The sequence below is a fragment of the Shimazuella kribbensis DSM 45090 genome (assembly GCF_000428065.1).
GTDB classification, from domain to species: Bacteria; Bacillota; Bacilli; order Thermoactinomycetales; family Thermoactinomycetaceae; genus Shimazuella; species Shimazuella kribbensis.
The window spans coordinates 141189-155361 of sequence record NZ_ATZF01000004.1 but is presented as its reverse complement, the minus strand read 5'-3'; the positions used below and the strand labels follow the sequence as shown (position 1 = coordinate 155361).

Genomic DNA, 14173 nt, shown 5'->3' with positions numbered 1-14173 from the left:
CCCCCTATTTAAGAATCTTTCCTATTTTAACATAGAAAAGCGAACCCTCCAAACAACGAGCGGGTTCGCTTGTAATTATCGTTTTGATTCTACTTGCTTTTTCAGGAAAGCTTCCATAAAACCATGTATGCTTCCGTCCATCACCGCTTGAACGTTGCCATTTTCTACAGCAGTTCGATGGTCTTTAACCAAACTGTATGGGTGGAATACATAAGAACGTATTTGATTGCCCCAACCGATTTCTGTCTGTTCACCTTTGATCTCGTTTAACTTTTTTTCTTGTTCTTCTAATTTCTGTTCATAGAGACGGGCTTTTAAAACTTTCATCGCTTTGTCACGATTTTTGATCTGGGATCGTTCGGATTGGCAAGTAACAACCACTCCAGTAGGAATATGGGTGATCCGCACAGCAGAGTCGGTTGTATTAATATGCTGTCCACCAGCACCGCTCGCTCGATACGTATCTACTTTTATATCTTCTGTACGAATCTCAATTTCCACATCATCATCAAGTTCTGGCACCACATTAACAGAGGCAAATGATGTATGCCTACGCCCAGAGGCATCAAATGGAGAGATACGAACCAAGCGATGAATGCCTTTTTCGGTGCGAAGGTAACCATAAGCATTGATCCCTTTCACCAATAAGGTTACACTTTTCAATCCAGCCTCATCGCCGGGTAAATAATCGATGATCTCAATCTTAAAACCGCTTTTCTCGGCCCAACGTGTATACATCCTTAAGAGCATCTCTGCCCAATCTTGCGATTCTGTCCCACCAGCGCCAGGATGCAATTCCAAAATCGCTGAATTACGATCATAAGGGCCGCTTAGTAATTGTTGAAGCTCAAATTCATTAACTTGCTGTTGAAAAGCTTTTAAATTTGATTCACATTCTTTCAAGAGCGATGGGTCTTCTTCTTCTTGAAGAAGCTCCAATAAAACTTGCAACTCATCGTTTTGTGCTGTTAATAGCTGTATTTGTTCTACAATCTCTTTCACTTCTCGCATTTCTGCAATCTTTTGTTGTGCTTGTTGTTGATCATTCCAGAATGTTTCAGCTGACATTTCTGCTTCAAGGGCATTCAGTTTGACTTGATGCTCTTCTAAGTCAAAGAGACCCCCTAAGGTCAGCTAAACGTTTCGCTGTAATATGAAACTCTTGTTTTAATAATTGTAAATCCAACTTCGTCAGCCCCTCATGCTATTTCTTATAGTGACAGTTTTTATATTTCTTACCACTTCCACAGGGACAAGGATCATTTCTGCCCACTTTATCTGCTCGGCGAAGTGGTACTACTTTTGGTTTTTCTTCATTGGTATCTCCACCTGATACAGGGGTAACATTTGTTGCGACATCTTCTCTTGTTAATGTTTCTTCTTCTTGCACAACAGCCTTCATCACATATTTTACAACTTCTTCTTGGATCTCTTGAACCATCGCTTCAAACATCGCAAAACCTTCAAACTGATAAGATCGAAGAGGATTGTCTTGGCCGTATGCTCGAAGATGTATACCTTGCCGCAACTGTTCCATTGCATCGATATGGTCCATCCATTTGCGATCAACCGTGCGAAGGACAACTACTTTGGAAAATTCACTCATGCGTTCTTCTCCAAGTTCTTCACGACGCTCTTCGTAATACTTTTGAGCTTCTTCGTAAAGGAATGTACTCATCTCTTCATGGTTTTTCTCTTCTAGATCGTCTTCATCAATCCGGTCCTCTGGTAATACATTTCCTTCCATGTAATCCAAGATCGCTTCTAATTCCCACTCTTCTTCATCACTACCTGAGGTGTGAACTTCTACAATTCGTTCGATCTCCGATTTAATCATAGGCAGAACCACATCGTCTAACTTTCCACTTTTCAAAACTTGACGACGTTGTTTGTAAATAATCTCCCTCTGTTGGTTGAGCACATCGTCATACTGCAAAACCCAACGTCTCGCGTCAAAGTTGTTATTCTCCACTTGTTTTTGTGCATTTGCAATGGATTTGGTAAATATATTACCCTCTAAAGGTTCTCCATCATTCATTACACGACTAATCATGGATTTCACTCGATCTGGAATAAATCGACGCATCAAGTCATCTGCAAAAGAAAGATAGAACTGAGTCGAACCAGGATCTCCTTGACGACCTGCACGTCCACGAAGCTGATTATCAATCCGACGACTCTCATGGCGTTCTGTACCTATTACATGAAGACCGCCTAATTCAGCTACACCTTCACCTAGCATAATATCAGTACCACGACCAGCCATATTCGTAGCAATGGTTACTGCCGCATGTTGACCAGCAGCAGAAATGATTTCCGCTTCTTTGGCATGGTTCTTGGCGTTTAATACTTGGTGTTGGATACCTTTTCGTTTTAGGAGCAAAGCTAACTTCTCAGAGTTCTCAATCGAGACGGTACCAACTAGTACAGGTCGGCCTGAAGAGTGAAGTTGTTCAATTTGTTCGATAACAGCTGCAAATTTTTCTTCTTGTGTTCTGTACAACACATCTGACATGTCATCACGAACCATAGGGCGGTTTGTTGGTACGATCACAACATCCATATTGTAAATACGTCGGAACTCTTCTTCCTCTGTCTTTGCGGTACCTGTCATTCCAGACAATTTTTCATAAAGACGGAAATAATTTTGAAGTGTTACTGTAGCAAGTGTCATGCTCTCGTGTTGAACTTGGATGTTTTCTTTTGCCTCAATTGCTTGGTGTAATCCATCACTGTATCGCCGACCATGCATCAAACGTCCTGTAAATTCGTCAACAATAACTACACCATGCTCTGGATCTACTACATAATCTTGATCACGATGCATGGTAACATGTGCTTTTAATGCCTGTTGAATATGATGGTTTTGTGTAATATTTTTCATGTCGTAAAGGTTGTCTATCTTTAGCGCTTTTTCTACCTTTCTCACACCATCATCTGTTAAGGCAATTTGCTTGGTTTTGATATCAAGCGAATAGTCATCTTCTGCATTTAGTCTGCTCACTATTTTATCTGCAGTATAATACAGATCCGTCGCTTTATTTGCTTGTCCACTAATGATAAGAGGGGTTCTAGCTTCATCGATTAGGATGCTATCCACTTCGTCCACAATTGCAAAATTCAAGTCGCGTTGGGTCAATTGCTCTTCGTATGCAACCATATTGTCTCTTAAATAATCGAAACCAAATTCATTATTGGTGCCATACGTAATATCTGCTTGATACGCTTCTCTCTTCTCTTCTGGTGAAAGGAAAGGAACATTTAACCCAACAGTCAGACCCAAAAACTCGAATAGTTGTCCCATCCATTCTTTATCTCGTCGAGCAAGATAATCGTTCACCGTAATGACATGTACCCCTTTACCGGTTAATGCGTTGAGATAAGCTGGTAAGGTCGACACCAATGTCTTCCCTTCCCCTGTTCGCATCTCTGCTATATCCCCATTATGCAGAACCATTCCACCAACTAACTGCACATGGAAGTGGCGCATCCCAAGTACTCTTTTGGATGCTTCACGAGTTACCGCAAATGCCTCTGGAAGAATATCGTCTAATGTTTCTTCTTTTGCCAATCGCTCTTTAAACTCTGTCGTCTTTGCCTTCAATTCTTCATTTGATAAACTAGCAATGGATTCTTCTAATCCATCAATCTTATCTGCAATCTGAAAATATTTTTTTACTTGACGCTCGTTCGGATCGAGTAAACGTTTCAGTGTTTTTAACATCAGGGTTCCTCCTGCAATCTATCTATCGGATCACTTTTCACTTATAAGTAAGCATACTATTTACTAGTGTAACAAAAAATAGGATTTTTTTCACTTATCAAGCGGAGATTGGTTTTCTCTTCTCCCTAAATCCTAAGTAAAAACTACTTAAAAAACCTAGCCCGGTGTAGGGACTAGGTTAAACATATAGATGTTACAATCCTTACTTCTTGTTTCTGTTCGAAACCAGTGTCTGTAAAATCCCATAAAACTTTTTAGCTAGCTTTTGACGGTCGCCTTCCCGATCAATAAACGCACGGCCATTTTCTTTGATTTCTTGCAAATGTTCGTCTGTGTAGCTGCTAACTTCCAAAATGGCTTCTGCTAAACCTTTGGAGTTTTCTGCCCCGCTAAATACACCTACTTTGTTTTCCTCTACAATTTGTCTCACTTCCCCATCAACCGTTGTGATGATAGGTTTACCTAAGAAAGTATAGTCAAATAATTTATTCGGTCTTGCTCCTCGGAAAACTTCATTATCAGCAAGGGAGATAATACCAAAATCAGCCGCATTTGTATAATCAAATATTTCCGCTTTTGGCACTGGATCCATCAAATGAACATTTGTTAAACCAAGTTCCGCTACCTGTTCTTTTAATCGTTCCTTATCAGGTCCATCCCCTATGAGAATGATAGAGTATCCATCTTGTGGTAAATGCTGCCCAGCTTCAACTACATGCTGCAAAGCATTGGCTGGACCATGCGCACCCGTATAAACCGCTACATAATCGGATTCGGGAACCCCTAATTTAGTACGATATTCTTTCCTTTTCTCTTCATCAGGTTGCCAAGACCCAACTACAACACCATTGGGAATTAAATCAATTTTATCAAGTGATATGCCTCTTTTAGCAATATACCCACGTTGATGTTCTGCTAAAACAATGATTTTATCAGACTTTTTATAAAGCTGATTTTCCATCCATGTTAACACCTTGAGCACAACACCATCATTCACTCCACCCATCTTTACAAGGGAATCAGGCCAGAGGTCTCTCACTTCAAAAACGAATGGTATTCGTTTGATACGAGCTACGAGAAGTCCAGCATAGGCCAAAAATAGATGAGGAGAAGAAGCAATAAAGACATCTGGTTTGCGACGAAAAAGAGTAGCAAAGAAAAAAACAAATGCAAAACTGATCATATTAATGATACGACGAAAGTCATTGACCTTATGAGGAAAAGACCAGAGCCAGGCAAGTTTCAACCCATCTACTTCTTCAATCTGTGCTTTTTCTTCAGGTGTAATAAAGGTTCGACGCGGGTGTAAAAACTTGGACATAAACAAAGTGACTTCTGCATCTTCTTCTTTTGCCCATTCTCTTGCTAATTCAAAGTGCCTTGTAATCCCAGCAATATTTGGCGGGACAGCATAATGATTTGCTAGCCAAATTTTAAACCGTTTCATGTTATAAACCCCGTTTAATGATCTCTACCAATTTTTCAGCTGTATGTCCATCTCCAAATACATTTGGAATACCAGTGAAGTCTACATTGAATTGGGATACAGCTTGTAAGATAAGGTTTGTATCTGCACCTACTAATTTATTTGCTCTATAGGAAACCGTCTCTGTCCACTCTGTCTCATCGCGCATCGTAATACATGGAACTTGTGCAAAAAATGCTTCTTTTTGAACTCCACCAGAATCGGTCAAAATCAATTTTGCTTGGAATTCCAAGTGGATCATATCCAAGTAACCGACAGGATCAATCACATGTACGTTATCATTGGTGATACGAAGTCCACTTGCTTTCAGCTTGCCCACTGTACGTGGATGAAGTGGTAAAACTGCTGGAATAGGCAATTGATTGATAGCGTCTACAATTGCTTTTAACCTTGTAGGATCATCGGTATTTTCAGCACGATGCAGCGTAATGAGAGCATAGGATTTTGCTTTTACTGGTAGACTGTTAAGCACCGTCGCTTTTCCTTCTGCCAATTTAGTATTGTATTCAAACGCATCCAGCATAACATCTCCAACTACATGAACACCTTCTGTAATTCCTTCTTTAGCCAGATGGTTCAATGCTGTATCTGTTGGGCAGAAGAGCCATTTGGAAATATGATCTGTAAGAACACGATTCACTTCTTCCGGCATTTTGCGATTAAAACTTCTAAGTCCTGCTTCTACATGCGCAACAGGAATATGTAATTTTGCTGCAGCTAAAGCACCTGCAATAGTGGAGTTCGTATCTCCATAAACCAAAAGAGCATCAGGTTTTTCTGCTAATAATACCTCTTCCACTTTTTTCAACATTTCACCAGTTTGTGCACCATGCGACAAAGAACCAACATGCAAATGATATTCTGGAATTGGTATCTCCAGCTCTTCAAAGAAAACGTCAGACATAGATTTATCATAATGTTGACCAGTATGTACTAAAATCTCTTCTCCCTGAGCACGAAGTACACGGGAAACCGGAGCCGCCTTAATAAATTGTGGACGAGCACCAACAACTGTTACTACTTTCATTGTGAGAAACCTCCCTTAGTCCTAAACAACTGCCACTATAATAACACAAGAGATTGCTTAAAAAATTGTATAAATCAAAAACTCCCCACATTTACGTGGGGAGTTAAGCTAATTTCTTATTTTTTTTCGACGTTAGAAGCTTGTGGCCCACGGGAACCATCAACAATATCAAATTCTACCGTTTGACCTTCTTCAAGTGATTTAAAGCCTTCGGATTGAATCGCAGAAAAATGAACGAATACATCGTCACCATCTTCGCGCTCGATGAAACCAAAACCTTTTTCTGCGTTAAACCATTTTACTTTGCCTTGCATGGAAAAACATCCCTTCTTCTCAAAACTGAAATCTTAGCACAAGAACTATTCTTATGTAATTTCAATATAACATTTGGAAAAAATCAATGTCAAGCAACCAACATTTCCCTAGAGAAAAATCAGCTAATGGTTACTTATACACATTATTATCCACAATATCCACAAAAACTAATATATTCTGGCATAATTTATTGGTATTTCTCCCAATAGAGCAAATTCGACAAGCCAATACATTTTCATTCCAACCTATAATTCCAAAAAAATAGATGGTACCTACTTTGCTGTCCAGCAATAGGTACCATCTATTTTTTCTATGAGTTAACGGATTCTTTCAGTTGTTTACCTGGTTTGAAAGAAGGAACACGACTTGCTTCGATTTGAATCTCTTCACCTGTTTGTGGATTGCGCCCAGTTCTTGCAGCACGTTCACGAACTTCAAAATTTCCAAAACCAATCAAAGTAACTTTATCTCCATCTTGAAGAGCTGATGAAATACAACTTAATACTGCATCCACGACTTGCCCTGCATCTTTTTTTGTTTTCCCTGTAGATTCAGCTACTTTTTCAACTAGTTCTGTTTTATTCATGTTTCATTTCCCCCTAGAATTAGGTATTTTCAGACAGTCTCCCATATATTTCAGGAATTCTTAGCATCTCCACACATCATCATGCACTGGGATAACCAAGCCAACCCCCGCCTGTCAAACGGTTGAAAGTATAACCGCTATCACTGGTTTTGCCCAGTAACCGCATTTCCATACCTTATCACCTTTTTATTTATCTAGCAAAGGTAACAGCATAGATAGTTTGAACACCTGCTTGACGAAGAACTTTTGCACACTCTCGTATTGTAGTTCCAGTCGTGTACACATCATCCACAAGCAAAATTGTGTGGGGTGTAAGATCTAGTTGTTGCCCATCCTGATTGATTCCAAAAGAATTTCGCAAAGACAGTATCCTCGCATTTCTACCAAGACTAGCCTGCGGCGGGGATGGTTTTAATCGTTCCAATATGGTTTGAGTTGGTAAGCCTAGATATTTCCCAATATAGTCTGCTAGTAGCTGGGATTGATTAAAACCACGTTCTACTATTCGATTCTGGTGAAGAGGAACGCTTGTTATCAAACTGAATGGGACCTGGTGGTAATGCTTTTCCACCGATTCGTACATGATAGCGCCTATATATTTTGCATACCGTTCATCTCCAGAATATTTAAATCGAGCTAAAACTTTCTTTGCCTTACTCGTGTAAGAAACCGCACTCACGTTTGGAACTCTATCTTCCTGTTTTACAAGCAGACAATCAACACAGAGATTTTCATCCCCATCAAGTGGTCGAAAACAGACATTACAGACAGGTTCACAAATAGGAGATAAACACGCTGCACAATCAGCACAAACTTTTGACCATGCACTAGAAAAACAAAACTGCTTTATGGATCGATCACAAAACCAGCAACTGGGATTATTCGGAAATAACGAAGACCACCACCTCATACGGTATTACGCCTCCTTTTGCAAATATCCTTCTTTTTCGGCTAATAGATTTAGATAATTGTGTTCTTTTTTTGTCTGAATGATCATTTCGGTATTTACTTCTGCGATAAACCATGTTTCACATTTTGGAAAATAAGCGTTTTGTCCGATAAAATGACTTAATTCTACTAGCCTTTTTCGATCCAACGAAGGATGATCTGCATGAAGCAAACAAAGATGCAGATTAGCAATTTTCATACTTTCTGCTAATTTTTGCGGCATGATTAGAAATCTAAATTTTTGATCTAAAAATAAAATTCTTACCTTTTCGGCTTCTTCATCTTCGACAAAAATACGACCTACTTTATCTGTTATTTCCGGCAATCTCTTTTTGATCCATGTCATTGTCACTTCTACATCTTCTTTTGTAGGTACAAGAATCAGCCCTTGTCCATTTAATGCTTCTACTTCATTTAGAAACAATCGAAAAGGAGGAACGTCTTTACCATTACTCAACTTGTTTCGAAGACCATGCTGTCGTATAAAAGTTGGAATCGGTAATGGATAGCGATGTAATCGAACAGGATGAACAATATCAACTTTACGAAACCATCCCGGCAAGGTTGGGCTGATCGTTATTTGCCCGGCATCAGCCGTGAGAGCTCTTTGCGATAACCCAAATAATTCGGTTTGCAGGTTGTCCCATATCACAACATCAAACTGGTGATAGTAAGTTAACAAGTCCCAACGCGTCCCCAAGATGATGGACGAATGGGATGTATCGCCTATCTGCTTAAACAATCTAGGCAAAACGAGCGAAATGTAGTTCGTCGTTTTCGCAATATCTTTTTTCTCTTGGCACCAAAAGATGCGTTTATTTTTTGAAAGAACATATTCTAAAAAACTGCATAAGATCAAAATCTCTCCACTGCCAGGAATAAGCACTGTTTTTATGTCCTTAACCCCCGCTTTAAACATTGCTTTTAATTTGGAAAAAGTGTTCCTCTGTGCATCTAACAACGGGTATGTAGACTCTATTTCATACTTGCCATCCCAACGAATGGGAGGAAAGGAGTAAATACTTGTACAAGATTTTGCTCTTCCTTGAAAAAGACATTTGGTACAGTATGCACAGTGATTACTTCCACAGCTGGCACAATGACTAACTTCTATGTAGGAAGAACCTGCATCACATTTGTTACATTTTCTTTTTATTGCCCAAGAAGACGATTTTACAGCAGGCTGTATTTTTACCAATCCTTGGTGTTCTAGTTCTTCTACAACTAATTGAAACTCTTCCAGCTCCCAATCAGGCAAAATTCGTTTTATTTCATTCCACAACAAGCATCGACCTGCAAGTTGCTGATACAAAAATAGGGGTGATCGCTTCATAATAACCTCCATAAAAAGAAACCAGTCACATGGAATGGTGACTGGTTTCACATCTTTGGCTATGCAGTTTCTTTGTCCTCGTCTAGATCACGGAGATCCATGACAACTACTTTTTCTTTTTGCTGTTCCGCTTTTAACCACTGGGTTAGCTCTTCTTCCGAAGAAAGTTTATGTGAGAAAACATCTAGTTGATCGTACTTTTGTTTTAATCGTTCAATAATGGAAATAGTGTCGTCAGACGAGCCCATATCCAGACAGGTAATTCTCCCTTTTTTCAAACCACCTGCTCGCAAGTGATTTGCCATGTGATAAGAACGAATCAACCACTCAATAGACTGTTGACTGTTGTTCGTTATGATCACAAGGTGGGATGCTTTATGGTGATATAACCCCTTGCCAAATGTGAGCAACCTTCTGTATAGGAACACGAAAGCGACGACGAGAACTGCCCCGATCAATAGGTACCAGTAACCCATACGCCCATCCTCCTCTAATATGCAGTGTGTTTCGGTTACTTTCAGGAAAGAGTTTACCCGTAATATATGCGCTTTTTGTTGTGATGTACATTGATTCTGTCGAAAATGTAATACTATTTTCATTTTACCACTTTACTCATGAAAAGAAAATGGGTAGATATGACTGGCATCTACCCACATGCATGGTAAAAATATTTCCCTTTCCTATATAGATCTTAATAACCAAACATCCAAGCAAATAGATACATTAAGTTGATTAACATTTCAAAAATGAATAAAATAAATCTAAGAAGAAAAAACACCCTTCTGATTTTGTCCAGAAAGGTGTTTGTATGGATTGATCCTAGCTGACATCTTATGCTTCAGAACGAAGAATATCTGCTTTGTCTGTTTTCTCCCAAGGAAGTTCAATGTCTGTACGTCCAAAATGACCATAAGCAGCAGTTTGCTTGTATATAGGACGACGCAAATCAAGCGAACGAATGATTCCCGCGGGACGGAGATCAAAATGCTTTTCTACTAATTCAACAAGGCGATCTTCCGAAACCGTGCCTGTTCCAAATGTATCTACACGTACAGACACAGGACGTGCCACTCCAATAGCATAAGCAAGTTGGACTTCGCATTTCTCTGCTAAACCTGCTGCAACAATATTTTTTGCCACATAGCGTGCAGCATAAGCAGCGGATCGATCTACTTTTGTAGGATCTTTCCCAGAGAAAGCACCTCCACCGTGACGAGCATATCCACCATAGGTATCTACAATAATTTTACGACCTGTCAAACCAGCGTCACCGAGTGGTCCTCCAATAACAAATCGACCAGTAGGATTAATAAAATACTTAGTTTGATCATCTAGCATATCTTTTGGTACGATTGGTTCAATTACATGTCGATGAATATCTTCTTTGATTTGTCCTAATGTAACTTCTTCTGCATGTTGGGTAGAGCAGACAATCGTGTCGATCCGTACTGGTTTATTACCATCATACTCAACTGTTACTTGGATTTTTCCATCAGGGCGTAAGTAGCTGAGTGTACCATCTACACGAACTTCATGTAGACGACGTGCCAATTGATGAGCTAAAGATATAGGAAGCGGCATAAGTTCTGGTGTTTCATTGACTGCAAATCCAAACATGAGACCTTGGTCACCAGCACCAATTGCTTCAATTTGTTCTTCCGTCATGGTACCTTCTTTTTTCTCATATGCTTCATCTACACCTTGGGCAATATCGGCAGACTGTTCATCGATAGAAGTCAATACCGCACAAGTTTCAGCATCAAAACCATATTTTGCTCGATCGTACCCTATCTCCTTAATAGTGGAACGAACTAGTTTTGGGATATCCACATAACAATTGGTACTGATCTCTCCAGCAACTAAAACCAAACCAGTAGTGACTGATGTTTCACATGCCACACGAGCATTGGGATCTTTGGAAAGTATGGCGTCTAAAATAGCATCTGATACTTGGTCACAGATTTTATCTGGATGTCCAGCTGTAACGGATTCAGATGAAAACAGAGTACGACTCATTTGTTATCCTCCTTTTTTGCTTTTCACAGAAAAATATTTTCCGTCCTTTTCGGCACAATAACCATAGATTAACGTATCGCATCGAGAAAAACAATAACGAATAAAAAAGATATTTCTATTTAAACTACAAACGAAATGCCAGATAAAAAAAAGTAGTCAAGATTGTGTTTTTTTTCCTATATCCTTGAAAAAAACTATCATTACATTGTAGTATGTTTTATAGTGCGAAATTATTATCTTTTATTAGGAAGGAAATGGACCGATGATGGAACGCGTGGAACATAGCCGTAAAAAACGGGTTGATCATAAAAAACGAAAAAAATGGGTTCTACGGATTTCTCTGTTCTCTTTAGTGGCCATTTTGATTGTTGGAATTTACTTTGTTGGTACGATCTGGGGAGCTCTTACAAAGGGACATGATTCAGACCAAGAGAAATCAAAATTCCGAACCCAAGAAGTAGATATAAATAAAGATCCCTTTACTGTTTTGTTTATTGGTACAGACCAATTTGATACCAAAGCTGAAGCAGAAACATATCGTACAGATGTGCTCATGGTGGCAGCTGTCAATCCACAAAAGAAAACGATTAAATTGGTAAATATTCCAAGGGATACGTATGCGGAAATAGCAAATACCGAAGGATTTAAAACAAAGATTAACTCTGCTGCCTATTGGGGAAAACAAAAAGGTATAAACCCCATTCAAAATACCCGTGAAACCGTGGAAACTTTACTGTATGGAGTACCTATTGATTATTATGTAAAAATTAACTTCAAAGGATTCATTGATATTGTTAACGCAGTTGGGGGGATTGATGTAAACGTCCCTATGACATTCCGTATCAGTACCTTTGACCGTAAAGTTCAATTTTACAAAGGTCCTATGCATTTGAGTGGTGAAGAAGCTCTTCCATATGTTCGAATGAGAAAAGAAGATCCACAAGGTGATCATGGACGCAACAAACGTCAACAAGAAGTAATCAATAAAATTTTAGATAAGATTGTTAGTTTCAACTCCATTTCCAACTTCTCAAAAATTACAGATGCAGTTGGTAACAATTTATCTTACAGTATCAATCCAAATGAATTTTTAAGCCTTGCTACGATCTACAAAAATACACCTAAAAATAAAATCGAAACGTTAACAGCAAAAGTCGAAGATAAGAAAGTCAGCGGCGTGTGGTACAGCTTTATGCAAGAATCAGAACGAAAACGGATCAGTACTACCTTAAAAGAGGTACTAGGACTCCCAACGACAGACAATGGTGAAGTAGATTCGGAAAATGGCTCAGGTGAAAATGGTCAACCATAACGACATGATAGGAGAACGGTCTTTGTGCCGTTCTTTTTTTTGAGGTGATTAGATGGGTAATACAATAGGAGCTTATGGAAAAACAGAAATAACCATACAAAAATCCCGCTTTATTTGCCAAGCCAAAAGAGTGACTTCAGAAGATGAAGCGAATCAATTTTTAATGGATGTACGAAAAACGTATTGGGATGCTACCCATAACTGTTATGCATATGTCATTACCAACCACATTCAAAAATCATCTGACGATGGGGAACCTGCTGGTACGGCCGGTCGCCCCATTTTGGAGATGATTCACAATAACGATCTGAATCACACTGCAATCGTAGTAACGCGTTATTACGGAGGCATAAAACTAGGCACAGGAGGTTTGGTCAGAGCATATGGCCAAGGTGCAAAAGCAGCCATTGAAACAGCAGGAATTTTAACAAAACATGTTTATCAGGAGATTTGTATCGATTTTGATTACGGGCTCCTTGGAAAAGTAGAACAAGAACTACGCTCATTTCCAACGATTCTTCATGCACCTGAATATAGTGAGAAAGTAACATGGTCTTTCTGGGTTGTGTCTGAGCATGTACAGAAGCTGGTTCAAAGACTCAAAGATGTAACCGCAGGAAAACTAAATTTACAACTGGGGAAACAAGAAGAGAAAATAGACGATAAAGAGTAAACAAAGCTAATGGCAAGGCATCTGATGAGAAATAGACCTACTAGATAGATAATAGTAGCCCTTCCTCTTTAGGTGTATAACTTTTTATGTCAATCATCAAACAAACCAACAAAATCAGTTACTAAACAGCAAATTTCATCCTTTTCATCATAACCCCAATACGAAGGATAACTACCGTCTCCAAATCCACTTGAAAAGGTAATAATATTACCTAACTCGTCAACCTTATAGTTAGTCCAACACCTTGTATCAACATAGTTTTTTATCATATCCTCTAAAATAAGCTCTTCGTATTTGGGGTTATTTTCCAAAATTTCACTATATCTTAGAGCAGTTTCATAATCCATAAAACAACCTACACCACTATCAACAGGATATCCAAAAAAATCACCATCTTGTAGTGTAGAAATATCATGATCCTTCGTTAATGCCAGTTCCCACTGACTACGCTGCCTTCATTAAATTGGATCATTGCTGCACCAATACGTTCGTCATTATTATCTGAAAAATGAATTACGCTGGCTACTACTGGATATATACTAGGAGCAACTTTAGCTGAAAAAGGTTCCATATCCCCTAAGACAAAAGGATCACATGTAACAATTTGACCTGAAGTAACATGAATCGATCCTAAATTCACCGTTTTTGTAACAGCTTTTCCCACATAGGAATCTTCCAATTCTATCCTTTCTTGAAAAAATCTTGTCAAGTCTATAATATTATGATCCATTGAACAACCAGCTCCCTCTATTT

Annotated in this window: 12 protein-coding genes and 1 pseudogene; 2 read left to right on the top strand and 11 right to left on the bottom strand. The window is 39.0% G+C overall.

Going from position 1 to position 14173, the window contains the following annotated elements; all coding sequences use genetic code 11:
* Window positions 1-75 precede the first annotated feature (75 nt).
* From prfB to metK, 10 genes are all read right to left on the bottom strand, one after another.
* Window positions 76-1186 (bottom strand): peptide chain release factor 2 gene (gene prfB / locus A3GQ_RS0108245; RefSeq protein ID WP_156877608.1). Its coding sequence is split into 2 segments (ribosomal slippage): window positions 76-1113 and window positions 1115-1186, totalling 1110 coding nucleotides; the frame shifts between segments, so codons are not numbered across the junction.
* 18 nt (window positions 1187-1204) lie between these two features.
* Window positions 1205-3724, bottom strand: coding sequence for a preprotein translocase subunit SecA (gene secA / locus A3GQ_RS0108240; RefSeq protein ID WP_028776649.1), 2520 nt, complete (start codon window positions 3722-3724; stop codon window positions 1205-1207).
* 202 nt (window positions 3725-3926) lie between these two features.
* On the bottom strand, window positions 3927-5171 hold the full coding sequence (locus tag A3GQ_RS0108235; RefSeq protein ID WP_028776648.1) for a glycosyltransferase family 4 protein: 1245 nt from the start codon (window positions 5169-5171) through the stop codon (window positions 3927-3929).
* Between the two features lies 1 nt (window position 5172).
* The gene (gene wecB / locus A3GQ_RS0108230) at window positions 5173-6237 is read right to left on the bottom strand and encodes a non-hydrolyzing UDP-N-acetylglucosamine 2-epimerase (RefSeq protein WP_028776647.1); all 1065 of its coding nucleotides are present in this window, start codon (window positions 6235-6237) and stop codon (window positions 5173-5175) included.
* Between the two features lie 116 nt (window positions 6238-6353).
* A complete protein-coding gene (locus A3GQ_RS0108225; protein WP_028776646.1) occupies window positions 6354-6551 on the bottom strand; it encodes a cold shock domain-containing protein in 198 nt (65 codons plus the stop codon).
* A gap of 311 nt (window positions 6552-6862) precedes the next feature.
* Window positions 6863-7138 (bottom strand): HU family DNA-binding protein, encoded by a 276-nt coding sequence (locus A3GQ_RS0108220; RefSeq protein WP_028776645.1) that lies wholly within the window; start codon window positions 7136-7138, stop codon window positions 6863-6865.
* Window positions 7139-7328: 190 nt separating this feature from the next.
* A complete protein-coding gene (locus A3GQ_RS23800) occupies window positions 7329-8048 on the bottom strand; it encodes a ComFC family protein (protein ID WP_051271409.1) in 720 nt (239 codons plus the stop codon).
* A 6-nt stretch (window positions 8049-8054) separates the two neighbouring features.
* Entirely contained in the window at window positions 8055-9419 is a 1365-nt protein-coding gene (locus A3GQ_RS0108210) for a hypothetical protein (protein ID WP_028776644.1), read from the bottom strand.
* Window positions 9420-9478: 59 nt separating this feature from the next.
* Window positions 9479-9895, bottom strand: coding sequence for a hypothetical protein (locus A3GQ_RS0108205; protein WP_028776643.1), 417 nt, complete (start codon window positions 9893-9895; stop codon window positions 9479-9481).
* A 355-nt stretch (window positions 9896-10250) separates the two neighbouring features.
* The gene (metK, locus tag A3GQ_RS0108200; protein ID WP_028776642.1) at window positions 10251-11435 is read right to left on the bottom strand and encodes a methionine adenosyltransferase; all 1185 of its coding nucleotides are present in this window, start codon (window positions 11433-11435) and stop codon (window positions 10251-10253) included.
* A 262-nt stretch (window positions 11436-11697) separates the two neighbouring features.
* On the opposite strand from metK, the gene A3GQ_RS23795 reads away from it, so the two are divergent.
* Together A3GQ_RS23795 and A3GQ_RS0108190 are read left to right on the top strand one after the other, a co-directional pair.
* Window positions 11698-12747 (top strand): LCP family protein, encoded by a 1050-nt coding sequence (locus A3GQ_RS23795; RefSeq protein WP_051271406.1) that lies wholly within the window; start codon window positions 11698-11700, stop codon window positions 12745-12747.
* Between the two features lie 52 nt (window positions 12748-12799).
* Window positions 12800-13420, top strand: coding sequence for a YigZ family protein (locus A3GQ_RS0108190; RefSeq protein WP_028776641.1), 621 nt, complete (start codon window positions 12800-12802; stop codon window positions 13418-13420).
* A gap of 89 nt (window positions 13421-13509) precedes the next feature.
* Here A3GQ_RS0108190 and A3GQ_RS0108185 read toward each other — a convergent pair.
* Window positions 13510-13991 (bottom strand): annotated as a pseudogene (locus A3GQ_RS0108185) (DUF4241 domain-containing protein).
* Window positions 13992-14173 lie beyond the last annotated feature (182 nt).